This window comes from Corynebacterium lizhenjunii (genome assembly GCF_011038655.2).
GTDB lineage: Bacteria > Actinomycetota > Actinomycetes > Mycobacteriales > Mycobacteriaceae > Corynebacterium > Corynebacterium lizhenjunii.
This window is the reverse complement of the sequence record NZ_CP064954.1, coordinates 423993-446068: the sequence shown is the minus strand read 5'-3', so window position 1 is coordinate 446068 and position 22076 is coordinate 423993. Positions and strand designations below refer to the sequence as shown.

General features: G+C 60.5%; 13 protein-coding genes. 4 read left to right on the top strand and 9 right to left on the bottom strand.

The window, feature by feature from the left end:
• Positions 1-315 precede the first annotated feature (315 nt).
• The 4 genes from G7Y31_RS02075 to G7Y31_RS02060 form a co-directional block, all read right to left on the bottom strand.
• The gene (locus G7Y31_RS02075) at positions 316-858 is read right to left on the bottom strand and encodes a nucleoside/nucleotide kinase family protein (protein ID WP_244977422.1); all 543 of its coding nucleotides are present in this window, start codon (positions 856-858) and stop codon (positions 316-318) included.
• Positions 859-971: 113 nt separating this feature from the next.
• On the bottom strand, positions 972-1742 hold the full coding sequence (locus tag G7Y31_RS02070) for an energy-coupling factor transporter transmembrane component T family protein (protein WP_165008686.1): 771 nt from the start codon (positions 1740-1742) through the stop codon (positions 972-974).
• The gene (locus G7Y31_RS02065) at positions 1723-3129 is read right to left on the bottom strand and encodes an ABC transporter ATP-binding protein (protein ID WP_165008688.1); all 1407 of its coding nucleotides are present in this window, start codon (positions 3127-3129) and stop codon (positions 1723-1725) included. The genes G7Y31_RS02070 and G7Y31_RS02065 overlap by 20 nt, the downstream gene beginning before the upstream one ends.
• 4 nt (positions 3130-3133) lie before the next feature.
• Positions 3134-3766 carry an ECF transporter S component gene (locus tag G7Y31_RS02060; RefSeq protein WP_165008690.1) on the bottom strand — a complete coding sequence of 211 codons (633 nt, stop codon included), beginning with the start codon at positions 3764-3766 and terminating at the stop codon, positions 3134-3136.
• Between the two features lie 290 nt (positions 3767-4056).
• On the opposite strand from G7Y31_RS02060, the gene G7Y31_RS02055 reads away from it, so the two are divergent.
• From G7Y31_RS02055 to G7Y31_RS02040, 4 genes are all read left to right on the top strand, one after another.
• Complete coding sequence (locus G7Y31_RS02055; RefSeq protein ID WP_165008692.1) at positions 4057-5736, top strand: LGFP repeat-containing protein; 1680 nt, start codon at positions 4057-4059, stop codon at positions 5734-5736.
• A 611-nt stretch (positions 5737-6347) separates the two neighbouring features.
• Entirely contained in the window at positions 6348-6914 is a 567-nt protein-coding gene (locus G7Y31_RS02050; RefSeq protein WP_165008694.1) for a Panacea domain-containing protein, read from the top strand.
• A 3-nt stretch (positions 6915-6917) separates the two neighbouring features.
• Positions 6918-7421: a type II toxin-antitoxin system death-on-curing family toxin gene (locus tag G7Y31_RS12055; protein WP_196823597.1), complete on the top strand. Its 504-nt coding sequence runs from the start codon at positions 6918-6920 to the stop codon at positions 7419-7421.
• A 305-nt stretch (positions 7422-7726) separates the two neighbouring features.
• Positions 7727-8854, top strand: a complete 1128-nt coding sequence (locus G7Y31_RS02040; RefSeq protein ID WP_165008696.1) for an HNH endonuclease signature motif containing protein — start codon at positions 7727-7729, stop codon at positions 8852-8854.
• 308 nt (positions 8855-9162) lie between these two features.
• Here G7Y31_RS02040 and G7Y31_RS02035 read toward each other — a convergent pair whose 3' ends face one another.
• From G7Y31_RS02035 to G7Y31_RS02015, 5 genes are all read right to left on the bottom strand, one after another.
• Positions 9163-13191 (bottom strand): SpaA isopeptide-forming pilin-related protein, encoded by a 4029-nt coding sequence (locus G7Y31_RS02035; protein ID WP_165008698.1) that lies wholly within the window; start codon positions 13189-13191, stop codon positions 9163-9165.
• Complete coding sequence (locus G7Y31_RS02030; protein WP_165008700.1) at positions 13192-14490, bottom strand: SpaH/EbpB family LPXTG-anchored major pilin; 1299 nt, start codon at positions 14488-14490, stop codon at positions 13192-13194.
• Positions 14483-15415: a class C sortase gene (locus tag G7Y31_RS02025; protein ID WP_165008702.1), complete on the bottom strand. Its 933-nt coding sequence runs from the start codon at positions 15413-15415 to the stop codon at positions 14483-14485. Before G7Y31_RS02025 ends, G7Y31_RS02030 begins: the two co-directional genes overlap by 8 nt.
• Before the next feature lie 334 nt (positions 15416-15749).
• Positions 15750-17372: a SpaH/EbpB family LPXTG-anchored major pilin gene (locus tag G7Y31_RS02020; protein WP_165008704.1), complete on the bottom strand. Its 1623-nt coding sequence runs from the start codon at positions 17370-17372 to the stop codon at positions 15750-15752.
• Positions 17373-18076: 704 nt separating this feature from the next.
• Positions 18077-22057, bottom strand: a complete 3981-nt coding sequence (locus tag G7Y31_RS02015) for a DNA-directed RNA polymerase subunit beta' (protein WP_165008706.1) — start codon at positions 22055-22057, stop codon at positions 18077-18079.
• Positions 22058-22076 lie beyond the last annotated feature (19 nt).

Genomic DNA, 22076 nt, shown 5'->3' with positions numbered 1-22076 from the left:
CAAAGGTAAAGCTGGCGAGCGAATTAACACGACTCGCGGCCGCGATAGTGGAGTTTGCAAAGGAACTCCTCTAGGGCCGTTAGGTCCGAGGCTCCTCAGTCAATTAGCAGTTGGCTGGGGAGCCTTTCATTTTCCAGCCTGGCCGCGACCGGCAACCAAACTGTTGATCGCAGTAAAGCAGGGCTCTGCGCCAGCGCAACGCCCAATTACCATGCCAGTGAATTAAGAGGACCCTTAGTTGCGTTCTTCGAGAGGCTTTCCAAGGGGACTGTCGACCTGACTATGCCCGATGCGGGGCCGGTCAAGCAGGGCCGGTCAAGCAGGGCCAGTCCAGGCCGTGAATTGAGCGGGGACGGCCCAGCGGGCAAAATACTCGGCCTCTTGGGCAGCCCACATATCAAAGTACGCTGCATAATCTGGGTCGCGGGCAAGCGCCCGGGCGCGGCGGACATCGGGATCTCCGTCAATGCGCAGGGTACATACCCCGCCCAATGCCTTGGCGGCAGCCAGGGAATCGCGGGTCAAGGCGCCCACGCCCTCGATGATCAGACACTCCACCCCGGCAAGGCTGACCCATTCGCCGGGCACGTCGCGCTGCCAATTCCAGCGCCGGTACCCCGGACGAACCGGGTTCAATACGTCGCGCGCCACCATCTGCGCACCAGCCAGCAAGCCGGACCAGCCAGGATAGAAGTCATCCAGATGCACCGCCGGCCACCCCAACCGGCGCCACAACCACTGGGCGGTGGTGGTCTTACCGCCGCCGGAGGGGCCATCGATAAGCACGGTGCGCCGTGGGCCCGGCAGCGCCACACACTCACGCAACACTGCGTCCAGCAGCGCTGAATCCAGCGGCACCGTACCGGCAAACCCAGCACCGACAAACTCACGACCGGAAGAAACAGCTCTAGCCGAAGCGGGAGTACTACCGCCAGGTCCCGGTCCTGCGCGCCCTAACCCCAAGCCCCGGCTCATAGTCCCAACCACCGCCAAGTTCCGGCAAGCACGGCCGCTACTACCGGCACAGCGGCAACGCAAGTGCCTAGGGCGAGGACGGCGGCATCGTGGGCACCCAGCTTCGACGGCCGCGCCCACGTGCGCTCCCGCCCGCCCGGCGGAGTCCGGCCAAAACCACGGGCCTCCATCGCGGTGGCCAGGTGTCCGCCGCGGCGCAGAGACAACACCAGCAACCCAAAGGACATGGTGGCTAGGCGGCGAATGCGGCCCTCATCGGCCACGCCGCGCGCCCGCCGGGCAAGTGCGAGGGCATCCCAGTCATCGCGCAATACCGACACGGTGCGCATCCCCGCAACCGCGCCCAGCACAAAGCGGGAGGGCAGGCGGGCGACTTGGGCCAGGGCATCGCCAAGCGCGGTAGCATCCATGCCGCGCGCCAGCATCAACACCGGCAAGGCCACCGCCAGTACGCGCAGCATAATCGCCACCGCCAACGAAACAGAGTTTTCCGTCACGGTAATTAACCCCAGTGAAAAATACTCCTGCCCACCAGGGCGACCATAGAGCAGCATCGACACGCCTGACAGGGGCGCCAACACCGCCAGTGGCCACGCAATGCGCCCCAGCTGTGGCCACGACACCCCGCACAAAGGCGCAAAAGCCACGGTCAGAACCACCAGCACCGCGGCGGAAACCCAGTCAATACTCATCAACACCGGGGTGGTCAGCACCACCATCAGCGCCAGGCGCGTCATAGGGTTAGCATTATTCAGCAGCGTAGTCATTAGCACTAACCTCCACGCGGTAGTCCCCTAAAGCCTGCACATACAGCGGATCATGACTCACCGCCGCGACCGTAATCCCGTCAGCCACCAGCCCGCGCAAAATACGCAATAACTCCACCAAGGTGGTGGGGTCCTGCCCAAAGGTGGGCTCGTCCAAGAGCAGCACCTCCGGGGCGGCAATCAGCGCCGTTGCCACAGACAGGCGGCGCTTCTCCCCGCCGGACAGCGTAAACGGGTTAGCCTCTGCCACATGGTCCAGGCGCAGGCGCTGCAACAACGCGTCCACGTCGCCCTCGCCGCGGCCCAGCACCCGCGGGGCAATGCCCAGTTCCTCACGCACCGTACGCGCCAAGAACTGGTGCTCCGGGTTTTGGAAGACGCTGCCTACCCGCCGCGCCAAATCCCGCGAGGACCAGGTATGAATCGGCCCAATGACGTCGCCGCGAATATGCTGCGCTACGCCAACCTCACCAGCGCGCGGGCGCAGCAGCCCACCCAGAGTCTGCAACAAGGTGGTCTTTCCCGCGCCATTGGCACCAGTAATCACTGTTGATGCCCCCGCAGCAATGTCCACCGTACGCTCCGGCCCAAACCGCGTCAGCAACTGGCGGGACCACAGGGCTGGATGGGGGCTGGGGGCATCGGCAAGCTCAGGTGCCAATAAGTCCTGCGGCAAACGGGGCTGGCGGCCACTGGCCAACTGGGCAAACGGACCAGACTCCACCAGGCGCCCCTGCTCCAAGCGGACCGCGTGCTCCAAAATGCCCTCAAAATAGTGCGGCTGGTGCTCAACTACCACCAACGTCGCCCCAGTAGAATCCGCGACCTGGCCCAAAGCCTGGGCCACCGCGCGCGCACCCGCGGGGTCCAGGTTAGCGGTGGGCTCATCAACAATTATCAGCCCCGCGCCCATGGCCACCACCCCGGCCAGCGCCAGGCGCTGCTTTTGCCCACCGGATAAACGCGTGGTGGGGTGGTCCAGCGGCAAATCCAGGCCCACCAGGTCCAGCGCGCGGCGCACACGCCGCCACGTCTCCTCGCGCGGGATGCCCATGTTCTCGCAGCCAAAAGCGACATCATCGCCCACTCGCGCGGCAATAACCTGGCTATCCGGGTCCTGCAGCACCAGGCCGACGGGAATATCCCGGCCTGGGGCGGCGCTGACCCCGGACTCTGTGAGCACAATGGCTCCCTGAGCGTGGCCCTCCTCGTCACCGCCCAACACGCCAGCCAGTGCAGCGACCAGGGTGGACTTGCCGGAACCGGAATCCCCACACACCCACAGTCGCTGCCCGGACGCAATGTCTAAATCCACGCCCTCAAGCGCCGGGCGGCTGCGCCCCGCATGCGTCCAGCCGAAACCGCGGACGCTCACCTCGACTGCCATCTAACTAGTGTGCGAGTGCTCGCGCCTCACGGCCCACGGCAAAGCGGTCCAGCGCCCCGGTGCGAGCCAGCGCCTGCACCACGATGTAGCCCACCAGTCCAGCCAGGATTGCGCCGGAAATAATCAGGCACACCAGGTAGATGACCAGGAACTCCGTGGACATGGCCAGGTTTCCGGAGGTAAACAGCTCCAGTACCCACGCGCCCACTCCCGCAGCCGCACCAGCTAGCAGGGAGACCTTCAGACCAAAGTGGCGATAAGCGAAGGCCAAGAAAATTAGCTCCGCGCCAATGCCCTGCGCCAGGCCGGAGTACAGCGTGCCGACGCCCCACTGCGAGCCCAAGGCCATCGAGACACATGCAGCCAGAGTCTCAACAAAAATTGCCGCTCCCGGCTTACGGATGACCAGCGCACCCACTACCCCGCCGATGAGCCAGCCACCGGTAGCCAAACCGCCCAAACCGGGGGTCAGTGCCTCCATCACCTTGAACCACGCGTAGCCGGCGAAGTTCCAAAACAGAAATAGCAGGCCGACTGCCACCGCCAGCACCGCCGCGATGACAATGTCCACCACGCGCCAAGACAGCGAGCGCGGGGGGTTCTTTGCCCCGGTGAGATCGCCAGAATGAGTCGTCATAATCTTTCCTTCCTATACGCCGGCATTACCCGGATCAGGTTCGACGGTTAGCGCCGCTGCGCCTCTCAGCCTCGCCCATGCGAAGCACCCGTGTTGATGTAACGTTTGGACATGGTAACAGGCAGGTCACCCGTCAGGTAACGGGCGGGGGTAGCCGCATTCCCCCATCCCCGTCCAAAACTCCTGCACAGAGCTTGCCGATGCCCTACACTGCCACCTATCGCCTCCCCTCACCGTGGCTTATGCGCCCCGAGGCGACCCTGTCAGCATTCCAACCCCCGGGAGTCTCCATGAAAGTGTTACTACCCCATCGCCGACACACGGCCGTGGCGCTAATAACCACACTGGCTGTCTTCGGCAGTGCTCTCTGGCCCGCTAGCGCGGCCTTAGCCACAGGCATCGGAGAAAACGATACCGCCCACATTGTCGATGTCGATGACCGCGAAAGCCTAGAAGATCTGCAGTTCTACACCGAGGACGAAGCCATCGAGGTCGATGGCGAAATCGGACTAACCCCTGCAGAAGTCAAACAACAACAAGCCCAGCTCGATCTCGTTGAGACCTTAGGCGAACCACAAGAGCAATTCATCGAAGGCGAAATGTGGAGCGATGCCATCGAACTTCCAGAAGGGGTATCCAAAGAAGAAGCAGACACCGCTGAAGTCCACATAGCCAACGAAGACAACCTCATCGACCCCGACAATCCCCTTCGCCAAACTGGTGCACCCTGCACCACCATCTGGCCAAAAATGATCCCAGTATGCGGTGAAATCCTCACCCAATACAACCGCCTTGGTGGCCTGACCAGTTGGCTGCTGTACCCCGTAGAACCGCAATACCAAAACCCAGACGGTCGGGGCCTACGACAAAAATTCGTCAACGGCTGGATCTACTGGTCACCTGAAACCGGTGCCCACGCAGTCGCACGCCACACAGCCGCAGTCTGGGCAGCAAACGGCTGGGAAGCCGGATGGATGGGATACCCCACCACCGGTGAGGTATCCCTCAATGGAAACACCAGCTTAGAAGGCGAACTCACCGGTTGGGTCCAACAATTCCAAGGCGGACGAATCTACCGTAGCCAAGCATTCAACGGCTTCCACGTCGCCAGCATCAACGGCCTAATCCTAGAAAAATGGCTAGAGATGGGCGGACCCGACAGCCCGCTAGGCTTCCCCGTAGCCAACGAAGCCAAAACCCCCGACGGACAAGGCAGATTCTCCGCATTCCAAGCGGGATCCATCTACTGGCACCCCACACACGGAGCACACCCCGTAGAAGGCGACATCTTGAAAAAATGGGGCGCAGCAGGCTACGAAACCGGACACTACGGCTACCCCATAGCCGACGCAATAGTACGCGAAGGCACCACCTACGCCGATCAACGCTTCCAAGGCGGAACAATAAGCGGTGAACTATTCATGCCCATCGACTCCTTCGCCACGCCATACATTTACTTCCCCACCGAAGCTGAAGCAGACGAGTTCTTCGGAAAAATTGAAGACCTCCTACGCAATGGAGGCTCATCCATGACAGTAGGGGCAGCCTTCCGACAGATGGGGAAACCCAGGAAATACGGACCCTGCACGATGTATCCCCACAATTTCCATAAGCGAACAGGGAGCGTACCGAGGGACAGAGTTGTAGTGATTGACGGAGAAATCAAACCTCGGGTGACCTTCAAGTTTGAAACCAAGTGCAGCGAACCTGTGGACTACATCAAACACACTCAGAAGATATTGATTCACCATAAGTCATACATCGGCGCTGGAACATTCGACACTCTATTCACAGAGAGTGACGACAGAAAGAAAACCGATTACTTCGAAACCAAAAAGTTCGAAGTGCAATGCCGGACGGATAAAAACAATTTATTCGCTGGCGCCGCGACTGGACAAATAATCAACAACGGGGAAAGGTTCTACGCGCGTGTATTCCCCCGGTTTGCGAGGTTCCCATGCGGGGTATAAGAAAAATTGTTACGCCTGAGAACCAGAAAGTGGGAGAGATCTTCGTCGGAAAGCCCTCTAAGCTCGTGGCCTATGTTCCTAACAATGTCCAGCACTGGGTATACCGCGAGGTCAGCCGGGCGTACCCAAAGCACATCCCAATGAGTCAATCCACACACACGGTATTCCTCGGAAGCTCGGAGCCCAATCACTTCACGGTCCCCTTGGAGTTAGGCGAAAAAATCTGGCTGGTAGACGCCCACCCTGACCCATGGTACGAGGTCGATTACAACCCGCGTAATTTTTGCGAATTCAACCGGCGCGACTTAGCCGAAGCGGAGTTGAGGTGGATGAATTTATGGGAGCCTGAAGAGGGCCCTCGCGCAAACTACCGTATCGAGTGCATTACGTTTGGATGGATTTCGCCCGACGTTCTTCGGCGCACCAACTGGCGTCCACCATGGGCGCCCATTGGACTACGCGACGAAGACCAGCCGTTCTATATTGACAGCGAGTCGGTCGAGTAGCCCGGCTAGCTTCTGTACCCTATAGGCAATTCCTGTAGCCTGTAAGGGAGTTGAACGGCGCCGAGTTCGAATACAGCGCGTAGGCCAGACACAAAGGAGGACGGCATGGCAAACATCTATGACGTGGGACAGCTAATTACCGAGCTGATCCCGAACGTAGACAAGATGAAGCTCTACAAGTTGTGCTTCTTCTCTCAAGGCTGGCACCTGGCATGGACCGGCAAGCCGTTGTTCCCTGAGAGTCTCCTCGCTTGGAGCAAGGGGCCTGTCCCCTCGCAACTACGTGACCGCACAGAACCGGTTGTAGAGGGATTGGCAGTGCCGCATGTTCCAGGCGGCCAGTCGGAAAACCTTTCCCGCTACGAACGCGACGTAATCCAAAACGTTGTTGAGTTCTACGGTCATTATTCATCGCCAGAACTCTCCGACCTTAGCCACGGGAAGTCCTGGGCTGAAGCACGGCGAGGTCTGCCGGACAGCGCACATTCCTTGGAAAAAATCAGCGTGACCACCATCCTTGAGGAATTTACCGACCAGATTCACTCAGATACGCCGACACCCACCGCTCCGCCCTTGAGTTTTGACTTGCCACCGCTGGACATGCTTCTTGAGTTGACCGCCGATGTTGAGAACGATTGGCACGACACTTTTGAATTACTAGCCACACGGTAACCATTGACTCGGGACGACCCATTTCAGGAGAAAACGGACGAAGAACGCCTTGCATTGCACCTCGTCCGTCTGGCATGCAAGTTGAACCAGCAATGCGGTCAACGGCGACGTGACGACGGGAGGTCACACGAATATTCCGGCTACACTGTCGATACTCCCGTATTGGAATCCGCAGTTTATTCACCCCTTCAAATAGTTTTTGGACAACCCCGCTATCCCTCCGTCTTCGACAGGGCAGCCGCATTAATAGTGAACGTCGCCAAAGACCATCCTTTTGGCGATGGCAATAAAAGAACCGCCCTTGCACTCGGATTGAGGTACCTACGGTTTTACTCACAGAGAGTTGTCCCTCCAACAGCTGAGCACGGCGCCAACTTAGTTGAGAGTGCTGTACTGAGCCAGCCTCGCGATTACGACTCGACTATCCGGTCCACCAGTCATACCTTGCAGCAATGGGCAGCTCCAGACCAAACTGCGCTGAAGCACCGACACATTCATTTGAAGTGACTTGCCTATTGAACAACGAACGCTTCAGGGTTGCACTATCCATCGGTTTTAAGGCACCCAAGATTGGCATGTTTCTGCACCAGCCGATACCCCGCCCGCTGCAGTTCCATCGCCGGGCCAGACTGAGCCGGCAAACAAATTTTCTCCATGCGGCTAGATTATGTCACGTCTGCGTGCGTTCTCCCTGTGGAATTCTTCAACAATTGTCTAATAGAGTGCACATTTTCGCAAAGTTATCCACAGATTTCGGGTTTTTCCAAAATTCCCCTTGCGCAGGGTTGCACAATCGCCTTAGCGTCAAAACCATGAACGAGATCAACATCGCCGCCCTGCTAGGCAGCGTCATCGACGCACTACCACAGCTAGAGCATGCCACCACCACAGACCTGGAGGGCTTAGGCGTTGCACCAGATACCGCAGAGTTCCTGGTGCGCCTCTACCGGCTGTACTACGGGCCCGGCCAGCCCTCCCGTAGGCAAAGGAGTGCTATCAAAGGCGCCCGCCGCCACGGACATGGGCTGATAGCCATGCAAGAAATAGAACGCGAAGTCACCAAGACTAAGACCACCCAACAATGGAGAATGCGCCAACACCTATGTGCCACACCTGCAGGCCAGTTCACGACTGTGGCGCGTAAACTACGCCGGGAGTGGAACCCAAAGGATGACACCCCGGTAGAAAAAGTCTCTATACGCCGCTACGCCAACGGCACAGCCACCATGTCGATTACTGCTCGCGATGTGGACCTTACAGATGTCTACGATGCCATCGATCAGGATGCCCCGGCAGAAAGCTTCCTTAACCTAGTACGCGGTGAAGGTGGGGCCGGGCGGTTGAACTACATCCCCATGATTACCCTGCAGCTCGATACCTTCGCCAAACTGCTCGCCGTTAACGAATGCAACCACACCGGTACCAACGGCACCGGTGCAGACCTCACGGGCAACACCCACACCAGTGCCAGCGCAGCCAACCCTGCCGGGGCAAACTCCGCCGATTCGGACATTATTGTTCGGGCGAACAACGGGGCGCGGATGACTGGGAAAGAACTAGCTGAGCGCATCTTGCTCAAGCACGGGTTCGTCGCAATCCTAAGCCGGGTGCATGGTCCGGTGGATGTCTACCGTATGGAACGCTTTGCCACCGACAAGCAGCGCCTCCTCCTTGCCGCGGAGAGCCCGGAGTGTGCGTGGTTGGATTGTCACGTGCCGTTTGATAAGTGCCAGATCCACCACATCACGTCGTGGGCAGATGGTGGGGAAACCAACATCAGGAATCTGACGGTGTTATGCCCACACCATAATGGTGCCAACGAAGACCACCCGCCAGGAGGAATACCCATCCACCGCGGCCGGATGGTAAGGGTTGGTGGGCAGGTTGCCTGGCAGTCACCCGGTGGTGGTGTCCCGGTGCCGACTAGCCCCACCAACTAACCCCCGCGCCCGCAGCGCAGGCAGCACAGCGAGTAGCGCGGCAAGCAGCGCAGCAAGCGCGACGCGCGAGGCAGCCCAGCACAACGAGTAGGGCAGCACGCAGCGCAGTGCTCAAGTCCGGCGCAGCGCGACGCGCCACCTGCGACGCAGTGCAGCACCCCAGCCCCACGGCAGCCGAAAACAGGCCACCGGAGGGGCCAGACGTGCGGGCGTGGTGGCAAGGTGGAAGCTGAGTGGGTCGAGGTCCGGGCATAGCAAAAGCCCCGGAGGGCTCGGGGCCTATCCGGGGCAATTTCCTGCGTTAGCGGTTATTTCTGGCGTCCACGCAACCAGCGGGAGAGCAACAACACTACCGCGCCGAGCAGAATGATGAATCCTACGCCGCGTCCGCCGGTCATAGGCATGTCGCCCTTGCGAACATCGGCAACCTGGACGATGGCATAGTTGCCGTTATCGGGAGCATCAACGAACACACCGGGGAAGTTCTGCTGATTCTGCAGAGTGAACTTCGGCTTTCCACCTTCGAATGCGACAGTCAGTGTCACCGGTGCAGGCAGGAGCTCAAAGCCCTGCGGGGCGTTAGTCTCCACCAGCTGGTACACACCGGCTTTGAGGTTGCTACCGGAGGTCACCACGTTGGCGTTGTCCGCCAGGGTGGTGTCCATGTCGGCAACCTTGGTGCCCTGCTGGTTGCCATCGGCACCCAGGTAGTAGAGCTCGAAGTCCCAACCCTGATCGCGGGCAATGGTGTTCCGGTCAGTGTCCACCTTGGCCACGCGGATCTCAGTCAGAGCCTCATCGCGTGGGGCATCCAGGCAAGCGGTGGACTCGACGGGCTTCGGGGCATTCGGCCAGTCAATCGACACCTTGTTCAACAGTCCCTTACCCACGCCCGTGGAAGACTCGCAGCGAATGTTCTCGTCCGACGTATTGGCAGGAGCATTCTTAATGGTGACACGGATGTCAAAGGTGCGCTCCCGGCCTGGGTCCAGGTTGATGCTAGCAACGTCACATCCCGCGGCACAGTTCCGCAGCAGCCGGACGGTGCCGTTCGGGTTCACCACGTGCATGGCTTCAATCTCGACACCACTTGCGGTGAACTCCGGCTTCTCAGCAACCCTAACGAGCTGGCGTTGACCAGTCTGCGGATTACGAACCGTGATGCGGTAGTTAGCGTAGCTGTAACCGGGGCGGCCCTCGATGGGGGTCACGGACTCAGCAGTCTTCTCCACCACCGGGTCCGAGAAAGTCTGCGGGACGGCGGCACACGCACTAGCCTGCAGGTTCTGGCCGTTAAAGGTCGCGGTGGCTTGGTTGAACAGACCTGTGCCTGCACCGTTACACTGCAGCTGGCTTACCGGCGCACCCGGCTGCGGGAGCGTAAAGGTCACCTTCACCTTGTACTCAGCGTTCTGGCCGGCACGCACGGTGCGCGCGGTGTCCAGAACGTAGTTGCCGTTAGTTGCCTGCGCAGTGGTGAACCCAGTCTGACCCGGCTTTTGCACCTGGACGGTGTAAGGCTGGCTCACTGCCTGGCTAAAGCGCGGAGTATCAACCACGCGCAAGGTCCGGTCGATGGCCTGCGGCTGATCATTGCGCACGCGCACCACGTAGTTAACCTCTGCCTTGTTGTCAGGCAGTTGGTTCACGGTGCCTTCGACAGCCTTTTCCACAGTCGGCTTGCCGGGCTTGAGCGGGGCGTCGATACACTCGTCGTCCGTCAGGGGCTCCGGCTTACCCGGCATAGATAGCTGGGCTTTGTTCAACAGGCCTCGGCCAGCGGTCCCTGCCTCACAGGTCGCGCCCGCAGCCGCGGTAGCGTCAAGCTTATTAATCAGCATGCGCACCTTATAGGTATGCGTCACACCGCCAGCGATATTCACCTGCGCATCCTGGCGAGTAATACGCCAGCCGCTACCTGCCTGCGTAGGCGGGTTGAGCACTCCAGCAATCGTCTGATTGTTGCTTGCACGCGCGGACTGCAGCTCGAAGCGCTCGATCCGTGCACCCGCTGGGAACTGCGGGGTGTCCAACAGGTTGGTGTAGGTGGTGGCCGGGCTACCGGCAGGGTTGGTGACTACCAGATCGTAGGAAACCCAAGCCTTGTCCTCATCACCCTGAACATCAGTCACTTGAGCGTTATTCTTAGCAAACTCCAGCTTGGGTGTGGACGGGAAGTCCGCACAAGCGTTAGCTTCAGCCTTCGGACGCGGGTCAGATTCTTGGTAGACCTTTGCGGTGTTGAAGGCGCCCTTGCCCGGTGTGCCTGCTTCGCACTTAGCATCGGCAGGATTTACCCCGCCTTGTTGCGGCTGGAACTTCACGCGGACGGTAAAGGTCTTGGTCTCGTTCGGAGCAATGGTCTCCTTGTAGGCAATCAAGTGGCCTGGCTCATCCGGGTTGACTGTGAAACCATCATCAGCCACCGGTAGGTCCACCTCGCGGCCGTTTTCTACCAGCTTGACCTCCGTAACCCCAGCCGAAGCCGGGAACTGCGGGGTGTCCTTCAGAGTAAACAGGCGCGTCGACGGCTGGCGGCCATCACGCGGGAGGTTCTTGACCTCCAGCGTGTAGTCCACGTACTTATCACCCTCAGCGGGCGCCTTGACCACAGATTTGGCTACTTGCAGGTCCGCAGGTCCAGTTGGCCCCGGCTGGTACCAGTTCACACCCACACGTGCGCTGCGGTAGCTGTTGTAGTGGCCGGAATGGTACATTTCCAAAGACCCATCAACCTGCTCTCCAGTGCGAGGTTCGCCCAGAGATGCAAAACTCACTACTGCCCGGCGCCAACCGCCGATATTCACACCAACCTGTGCCTGCGGCATTTGCTGCTTCACCACAGCGTGGGTGAGCGGCCTTCCGGCGCGAATCTGCTGCATACGGGCGTTATCGTAAAAGTTAAAGTTAATGCCCTTCTGACTGCCTTCATCGCGGACCATAACGCCATAGGGCGAGTTCGGGCTAGAGAAATAAATCGTCTCTGAGCTGTCACCCGGCTCTGCGGTCCACTGACCGTCTTCGGTGTTGATAATGCCCTCGATGAATAGTCGGATCGAAGGATCACCGGTCCGGTTGAAATCGGCGGTAATCGGGATTCGATGCCCTCCAGTAGCAAGGCCCCTGTAGAAGAAACTGTACACCGCAGCATCAGCGTCACCGCCGCCTACCAAGAATTCCTGCGCACGCCAATTATGCGGCGTGTTGCGATTAGGGCCCTCTTCTTTCCACGCGTACTGCACATTGGAACGCGAATACCATTTGCCCTGTTCACCCATCATGTAGATGAAACCGCGCTGGTCTGCCGAAGCCGGGAACCCCTCCTTTGGCGGCCCCAACACTGGCCTGTTTCCCGTGCGGTGCCCGGTGTCCGCATACTGGTCAAGGTACCAGTTGCGGTTTTGCACGGGATACGGAACGACGCCCAAATAGCTCTGCCGCTCGTTGGCTCCCTCGCGTTCGAAAGTGGGGTCCTCCAGCGGGCCGGTGTAGCGTCGCGTGTTAAGCTCGCCGCGCCAAGCAGGATTCTGGCGATTGGACGAATCTAAGTAAGGCCCAACAATGGTGCCGCCCGCCGGCTGTGCCTCTGAAATATCAGGGGCGGTTCCTCTAGTGACCTGCCGGATGCGGAACGGTCCGTAGTTGTAGTTGTTGGACTCCAGGATGTCGAAGGCAGAGCCATCGCCGTCATAGAGCTTCCAGGCGGCGTCCTTATCGGACTCAAAAGTGGTATAGACAACTTCAATGGTCTCCCCACCTTTGGCGGTGAAGAACTGGCCATCAACGGAGAGCAGATGGCGGCCGTCGTCGTCCACAGCGTAGCCGCCCAGCATGCGGAACTTGGTGCCTTGCACGACCACGTTCATCTTCTCATCGATGTAGACGTCAGAGTTCTCGCGCAGCAGGGTGATGGTGTTCAGCCGCTGTGGGTCCGCCAACTCAGCCACTTTGAAGGTGAGTCGGTTCTCGTACGCGCCGGTTTCCTCGTTGTAACGGATCTCCTCGTACTTGACGCTGTCCGGCTCGATGAGCGAAGCAACCTCGTCAGTCTCACCCTCTGCGACCTGGCCCGCAGCAGGCTCCCCAGCCTCGGCTTCCCTGGAAGCGGGAGCGGGCGCCACGACGGCATCGGCAGACCCGGTATCAGCAGGGGCATCGGCGGACTCGGCAGCGGGGTCATCGGCGGAAGCAGACTCGACCTCGGCAACAGCGGTGGCCAGGTCCTCGGCGTCCTGCGCCTGCACTACCGGCGTGGCCACCAGGGCAATCGCGGCCACGGCGGGCAATGCCACGCCTACGCGCATGCGGCGCATGGCCTTAGAGAAAGTGTTGAGCATTTATGCTTCCCTTTCGTTACGACGGCTGAGCAGGAACAAACCAAAAGCGATGAGTAGGACGGCCAGGCCCAGGATTCCGAACACGGAGGCACCCGTATTCGACAGCCCGGTGCGCTGGTTGGCCTTGGGCGGGGTGGTGCCGGGCGTGGACTGGCCCGGCGGGGTCTGCTGGGAGATGGGGGTGCCCGGCGCAGTCGGGGTGCCCGGCTGCTTGGGCGGGGTGGTGGACGGATTATTGGGGTCCGGCACCGGGATGGGGATGGGCTTCGGGTCCTGCGGCTCTTTGCACGGCATGCGCACGGTGGTCTGGTTGCTGGGCACGCCGGTCAGGCGCTCGCGGTCAAAAGCGGGGTACCCCGGGGGCGTGACGTAGGCCTTGTTGCGAATTTTGTCTTGTGTGGCCACCACGTCCACGATGAACTTCCAGGTCAGTTGCAGGTCTGGCTTGCCCAGTCGCTTAGGCGCCAGGGTGGCCAGGCCCTTATCCGTCAGGGTCAGGGTGACGGTGTTGTCTTGCACGCTTACGGTGTAGTCGTCTGCTTGCAAAGAGCTTTCCGATGCCCCCACCAGCACCTCCGTGGAGCCTTCCACGTAGCGTTGGGCGGCCTCCAGCGGGTCAGAGATGGACAGGCTGGTGATGTTGCCGTCGGCATCGGGGGCAGGAAGCGTGGTGGAGACACCGTATTCAATTGTTTGGCCTTGCGCCACGCAGGTGCGGTTGGCTTGCTTGGTGGCGGTGATGAGCTGGTCCTTGGCCTGAACGGTAACGTCGTAGTTCCAGGCGTCGCCGGTCTCGTTTGTGGCGGGCAGGGCGATGAGGAAGGGCGCTACCAAAGACAGGTTCTGGCGCTGGGCGGTGGCGTGATTTTCGGTTACCAGGTACAGGCCCAGGGGCAGGTCGGCGAAGGTGGCCACGCCATCGGCGCCGGTGGTGGCGATGTAGCGCTGGCCCAGGTGTTCACGCTGATCGCCGCCCTCGAAGAACTGGGTGGGCTTGAGGGCCTCGGCCTGCTGCCAGCCGTCGTTGGTGGTCAAGTCCACGTTATCGACGCGCTGGGCGAAGAACTCCACGCCCTGGATGGGCTCGCGGCTGCGCTGCGCGTCCGGGTTGGTGGGGTCGCCGTACTGGGTAACCGGGTCGCCGGCGTTTTTGTGCACGTGCAGTGTGGCGGACCGGGAGCCGTCCACCAGGGCCGGGTTGGCCGTGGCGGCTGCGGCATGGGTGGCGCTGGCCAGGCAGACCAGGGCCATGATAAGGAGCGCAGCAATGAGCTTGGGCGCTGCGGATACTTTAGTCATTGTGGTCCTGGCTCTCCTGAGTTTGGCCTTCTTCTTCTTGTTGGCGGCGCTTCTTCTTGACCCACCACTCCAGAACAATCCAGGCGGCGATGAGTGCGGCGAAGACCAACACCCACGTCATCCAGGATTGCCAGGGGGTGCGCACGGAGTCGAAGATTTGGCGGGATTCTTCCTCATCCATGGGCACGCGCTCCGCGTGGACTAGCAGGCGGTGCGAGTTCACGGCGTAGGGCGTACAAGTGATGAGGGTGAGCATGTCCTTGTCTGCGACTGGGCGCAGCGAGTCGGTCTCGTTGGGCAACACCACCTGGATGTCGCGGACCTCGTACTTCATCTTTTGGCCGTGGGCGTCGATGTAGACGGCGTCGCCGACCTTGACGTCGGTGAGGTTATCCCACAGCGTGGAGGTGGACAGCCCGGTGTGGCCCGTGAGCACCGTGTGCTTGCCCTCGCCGCCTACCGGCAGTGCGCTTCCGTAGAGGTGGCCGATTCCCTTCTTCAGCACCTCTTCCGTAGTGCCGTGGTAGATGGGGAGATCAGAGTTAATGGAAGGAATGGATACACGGCCCATGACCTCCGTGAGGTTCAGTTGGTTCAGGTATTCCTGATATTCCTCGTTATCTTCCGCAACGCGCGCTAGCCAGGGGTCGAGCATGGGGCCGTTTTGGTGGACATCATTCCACTCGTGTGCCCGGGCCACAGCCTCAGCGAGTTCTTCTTCACTAAACTCCGCCTGGCGCTGCGTGTAGGCCTCCACCTGGCCGGACTGGCGGTTGTTTTCAATCACCGTAGCTACCACCGGGTACAAGATGATGAGGAAGCCAATGATCGTCAAGATGACGGCCAGCTTGGATTGCTTCTTAGCCTTGCGCTGCTTTGCGGGGCGCTGTGGCTCCGGCGTAGGCCGGTCAACGACGTGAGTCATGGGGTGGGACCTCAGTGGGTTGCTGCAAAAGTTTACAAAGGATACGAGCCACACCAGGGCGGCGGCCCACATGTCGGTCGAAAGACAACTCCGGCCAGTGATCCAGGTATCTTGCCCGTGGGCTGGCACCGAGAGGACAGGAGGTACCTGCCTACGGGCAAGCCCCTGGGCCATGTGAGCACGCCGCCATGGTCTAGCCCGCTCCTCCCCCACCACCCCGCGGGGTGTGGTGCGTGGTGGTGAGGGTGCCGGTATCCGATCAACTCGGAATACGCGGGGCTAGGTTGTCGGCCTGATTTGCGCGACCTAGTTAGCGCGATTTGATTTGCGCGACTTAGTTAGCGCGACGCTGGGAGTAGATGGCGTAGCCACGGCCCAGAATCAGGACGGCGCCACCAGCCAGGATCAGGAACATGATGCCCTGGCCACCGGTCAGCGGCAGCTGGAAGCCAGCGTTGCGCCGAACGTCCTTAACCTCAACAGAGGTCAGGGCGATGTTGGCTTCCTGCTCGCCCTTGAGAACCTGGAAGCGAATCGGCTGAGCGTTCAATTCGTAGCCCGCAGGGGCCTTGGTTTCCACCAGGCAGTAGAAGCTGTCGCGTGCGTCCACGGCAGCGTTGTTCTGCCAGTCGTTCACGCGCAGCTGGTTGATCTCCACGCCCTCCTTGGCCTCAATGCCGGTACGCAGTGCGGTCTGGCCCAGCTCGGCGTTTGCATTACAGGTGTACAGATCGAAGATTGCACCAGTGAGCACGTCATCATTGGTGTTGGTCTTGGTGATGTCCACCTGGCCAAAGTAGGACTTCGGCCACTGGAACGGATTTTCCGGAGTCTCGGGCGGGGTAACCGGCGGAACTTCTTCCGGAGTCGGTTCCTGCGGAACGTCCGTCGGGGGCTCGGTCGGCGGGGTCTCCGGCGGGGTCGGCGGGGTCTCCGGCTGGTTCGGGTTCTCCGGCGGGGTTGGCGGAGTGGACTCGAACTGCTCGGTGTAGGTGTACTTGTTCTCCAGGGCGTCGTTTGCGCCCTCGCCAGCAGCATCCTTGACGGTGAAGGTCACCTGGGCTTCGATCTTCGCTGCGCCGGCACGGGAGGCGATGTCCAGTGCTTTCAGGCCGTTCTGGGTGAAGACAATCTTCAGGCCGTTCGCACCCTGATCCTGGACCACGTAGTGGAAGTTCTTCACGTAGCCCGCGATGTTAACGTCCTTGTACTCCAGACGCTCAGTCGGGTACTGGTCGTTGATCTGGAAGTACTTGCGGGCCGGAGCGGTGCGGGCACGCTGCTGAACGTCCTGCGCGATGGTGTAGGTGATCTCGTTGCCATTGACTCGGGTGGCCTGGTCATTGACGGTCTTGGTACCGAAGTCAGACTGCTTGCTGTTCTTCGGGTAGACATGGACGTCGCGCAACCAGCCGTTGCCGTCCGGGTTGGTCATCGGCAGTGCGACGTAGAACGGAGCGGTGGTGATGGAGTGGCCAGCCGGAGCTGCGGTCTCCGTCACGAGGTACAGGCCCACGTTCTGGGAAGCGAAGTTGGCGATGCCGCGATCATTGGTGGTCTGCTTCACGGCAGCACCGAGCTCCGGAGTGATGGCGTCTTCTGCACCCTTAGCCAACTTCTCAGCCGCGAGCCAGCCAGCCTGAGTCTTCAGATCCACGTTGGTCACACGCTGGATCTGGAACTCAGCACCTGGCAGTGCGTCGCCCAGGCCCTCGGTGCTTTCGCGCTGGGTACCGTCACCAGCCGCACCCGGGTTGTTGTTGGAGAACTTGTGGACAGTCAGGGATACCTCGCCATCCTTAGGCAGGGAATCCAAGGAGCCCACAGGCTGGGCTACGTTGGCGGCCGGTGCAGCAGGGGTGTCCTGTGCGAAAGCCACTGGAGCGAAGGCACCAGCGCCTCCGACGAGAACACCGCTGGCGACAGCCGCGGTCAGGCTTTTAGTGAAAATGTTCATTCGTACCTCATGGGAGAGTGAAATGGATGTAATGACTTACTCCCGCAGGAGCTCTAACCAGACTCTTAGGCAGATGCCAGGTTTCCAGTTATGTGCGCTAATAGTAGCACATGATTTTTCACTGAAAAATCTAAGACTGGCGCAGAAAATCGACCCCCCCCCCCCCGACGCTTTTCAACGAAATCCAATTTGACAAGCCCTTTTAACAATTGGCCCCACATCGACAAATATGAAATAAACCTGAGAATTAGATAAGTTCCAGGCCCGGGAGATGCGTCTTAAAATGAACTAAATTACCCAGGATTTTCTTAAACACCCTGGCAAAAAGGTTTATATACATTTCCCGTTAAACTAGACCTTTTATTATGTGACAAACACCTCACGGGGTATCCGGCCCCGCGCGTCCGCCGGCTTAGCGGCTACATGGGCCAGCAGGCCGGCCACGGGGTATCCGACCCCGCGCGTCCGCCGGCTTACTCCCCCTGGTCGCTCCCACTGCTGTCACAGACCGAAACGAGGCACCATAACCGCTCATTCGCCAATCCCACGCGAAAGGGCACCAAGGCCGCTCCCCCCGCCCATCAGCGGCGGCCGAAGCCAACGTAGCTGCCTACCTCAGACCCACGCCGCGGGCCGCTGACAGACGCCCAGAAAACGCGAAAGGCCCCGGACCCACACAGGGCCCGGGGCTCTAGCAACAGCTACTAGTAGCTGAAGTCCTCATCCAACGGGACAGAGGCGCCGGTGAACTCACCAAAGCCGTCGTCACCATAAATGGAGTCGCCGTAGGTCGGAATCGAGTACGCGGCGTTACGCGCGGCCTCGGTCGGCTTGACGGTGATGTTGCGGTAGCGCGAGATACCCGTACCAGCCGGGATCAGCTTACCGATAATCACGTTCTCCTTCAGACCAATGAGCTGATCGGAGCGCTTATTAATTGCGGCATCGGTAAGCACACGCGTGGTCTCCTGGAAGGAAGCAGCAGACAGCCAAGACTCCGTAGCCAGGGAGGCCTTGGTAATGCCCATAATCTCCGAACGCAGCTGAGCCGGATCCTGGCCCTCCGCGACGGCCTTGGCATTAACCTGCTTCGCCTCGGACAGATCCACCAAGGTGCCCGGCAGGAACTCCGTAGAGCCAGCCTCAATCACCGTGCCGCGACGCAGCATCTGGCGAATGATGATCTCGATGTGCTTATCGTGGATAGCCACACCCTGAGCGCGGTAGACCGCCTGAACCTCATCAATCAGGTGCTTTTCCACACCGCGGCGGCCCAGCACCTCCAGCACGTCGTGCGGGTCAGCAGCACCACGCATCAGGCGCTCACCGGTGGTGACGTGGTCACCATCGCGCAGCGAACGCTCAATCATGGCCTCCGGGTTGGACTCCATCGGGCGGCGCACCTGCGCCAAGCCCTGGCGCTTGGACAGCTTCTCGTAGACCACGTTGTCCGAACCATCGTCCGGAGTAATGGTCAGCGTCCAGAAGTTGCCCTCATCAGCCAGCGAAATCGTGCCGTCCACCGAGGCAATCGGCGCGCGGTTCTTCGGGTTACGGGCCTCAAACAGCTCCTGCACACGGGGCAGACCACCGGTAATGTCGCCACCGACACCACCCTGGTGGAAGGTACGCATGGTCAGCTGGGTACCCGGCTCGCCAATGGACTGGGCGGCCACAATACCCACGGCCTCGCCAATATCCACCAGCTGGCCGGAGGCCATGGACTTGCCGTAGCACTTCGCGCACACGCCCGCCGGAGTCTGGCAGGTCAGCACGGAGCGAACCTTGAGCTCGCCGATGCCCGCCGCCAACAGCTTGGCCGTCAGCTCCTCGTCCAGGTCCGCGCCGGCTGCCGCAATCACGGTGCCCTCGGCGTCCTTAACATCGGTAGCCACCACGCGGCCAGAAGCGGAGGTCTCCCACAGCTCGTGGATAGCGCCATCCTGGCCAATGGGCACGCGCACACCCTGGCGGGTGCCACAGTCCTCTTCGCGGACAATAACGTCCTGGGCCACGTCCACCAGACGGCGAGTCAGGTAGCCCGAGTCTGCGGTACGCAGCGCGGTATCGGCCAGGCCCTTACGGGAACCGTGCGAGTTGTTGAAGTACTCCAACACGGACAGGCCCTCACGGAAGGAGGTCTTAATCGGACGGGTGATGTACTCACCGTGCGAGTTCACCACCATGCCCTTCATGCCGGCCAGGGTCCAGATCTGGCGCATGTTACCGGCTGCACCCGACTTCACGATCATCGGAATCGGGTTGTCATCCGGGTACAGCTGCTCCACCGCATTACCGACCTCGTCAGTAGCGTTCTTCCACAGCTCCACCAGGCGGTCGTAGCGCTCACGCTCAGTCAGCGCGCCCTGCTCCCAGTACTTGCGCTCGATGCGGGTAGCTTCCTTCTCATAAGACTCCAGAATCTCCGTCTTATTCGGAAGCACCAGCACGTCATGCATGGTGATGGTCACGCCGGAACGGGTTGCCCAGTAGAAACCGGCATCCTTCATCTTGTCCAGCACCTGGGCCACGGTGATCATCGGATACTTCGCGGCCAGATCATTAATCACATCACCCAGCAGCACCTTGTTACCAGCACCGCCCTTGCGGACCATCACGCCCTCAAGGTACGGGTAGTTCCACGGCAGTAGCTCGTTGAACATGATGCGGCCCAAGGTGGTGTCCGCCAGCCACGGCTGGCCCTTCTCCCAACCATCCGGGAACTGCTCGGCCTCAATGTCCGCCGGCGGGCGCAGGTGGGAAATCCGCACCTTGATCGGCGCCTGCAGGCCCAGTACCCCACGGTCGTAGGCCATGATGGCCTCACCGTAAGAGGAGTAGATGCCGGTAGCGGGGGCATCGGCAGACGCGGCAGTGTAACGGCCCGCACCGCCAATTTCACCCTCAGCCTTATCCATGGTCAGGTAGTACAGGCCGGTAACCATGTCCAGACGCGGCATGGCCAGCGGCTTACCGGACGCCGGGGACAAAATGTTGTTGGAAGCCAGCATCAGCACGCGGGCCTCAGCCTGTGCCTCTGCCGAAAGCGGCAGGTGCACAGCCATCTGGTCACCGTCGAAGTCTGCGTTGAACGCCTCACACGCCAACGGGTGCAGCTGAATAGCCTTGCCCTCCACCAGCTTCGGCTCGAAGGCCTGGATACCCAGGCGGTGCAGGGTCGGTGCGCGGTTAAGCAGCACCGGGTGCTCAGAAATAGCCTCTTCGAGCACGTCCCACACCTCAGGGCTCTGGCGCTCCACCATGCGCTTAGCGGACTTGATGTTTTGCGCGTAGTCGTTTTCCACCAGGCGCTTCATCACAAAAGGCTTAAACAGCTCAAGGGCCATCAGCTTGGGCAGGCCACACTCATGCAGCTTGAGCTGCGGGCCCACAATAATCACCGAACGGCCCGAGTAGTCTACACGCTTACCCAGCAGGTTCTGGCGGAAACGGCCCTGCTTACCCTTGAGCAAGTCAGACAGCGACTTCAGCGGGCGGGTGCCCGGACCCGTGACCGGACGGCCACGGCGGCCGTTGTCGAACAGCGCGTCCACGGACTCCTGCAACATGCGCTTCTCATTATTAACGATGATCTCCGGGGCGCCCAGGTCGATCATGCGCTTGAGGCGATTGTTGCGGTTAATCACGCGACGGTAAAGGTCATTGAGGTCGGAGGTGGCAAAGCGACCACCGTCGAGCTGCACCATCGGGCGCAGCTCCGGCGGGATCACCGGAATGGCGTCGAGCACCATGCCTGCCGGATCATTACCGGAACGCAGGAAGGCGGCCACCACCTTCAAGCGCTTGAGTGCGCGGACCTTCTTCTGGCCCTTGCCGTTGTTGATGATCTCGCGCAGGTTCTCCGCCTCGGCCTCCAGGTCGAAGTTGCGGATCAGGGTCTGGATAGCCTCCGCGCCCATACCGCCCGTGAAGTAATCCTCGTAGCGGTCCACCAGCTCTTCATAGATGGTGTCATCAATGATCATCTGCTTCGGGGACAGCTTGAGGAAGGTGTTCCAGATTTCATCCAGACGGGCGATCTCGCGCTCGGCTTCCTCGCGTAGGCGCTGCATGTCCTTATCGGCAGCATTTTGCACCTTGCGGCGGGCAGCGGCGTCCGCGCCTGCAGCCTCCAACTCCGCCAGGTCCTCTTCCAGCTTGGCAGCGCGCTCTGCGATCTCGGAGTTGGCGTCATCTTCGACGTCCTTCTTCTCCAGCAGCATCTCTGCTTCCAGCGTGGACTGATCATTATGGCGGGCTTCCTCATCCACCGAGGTGATGATGTTGGCCGCGAAGTAAATGATGCGCTCCAGGTCCTTCGGCGCCAAGTCCAGCAGGTAGCCCAGTCGGGAAGGAACACCCTTGAAGTACCAAATGTGCGTCACCGGCGCAGCCAGCTCAATGTGGCCCATGCGCTCGCGGCGAACCTTGGACTTGGTCACCTCCACACCGCAGCGTTCACAGATGATGCCCTTGAAGCGCACACGCTTGTACTTACCGCACTGGCACTCCCAGTCGCGGGTAGGGCCGAAGATGCGCTCGCAGAACAGACCGTCCTTCTCCGGCTTGAGAGTACGGTAATTGATGGTCTCCGGCTTCTTCACCTCGCCCTTGGACCAACGGCGAATGTCGTCCGCGGTGGCCAGGCCAATCCGGAGCTCGTCAAAGAGATTTACGTCAAACACGTAACGTCTCCCTTTCATC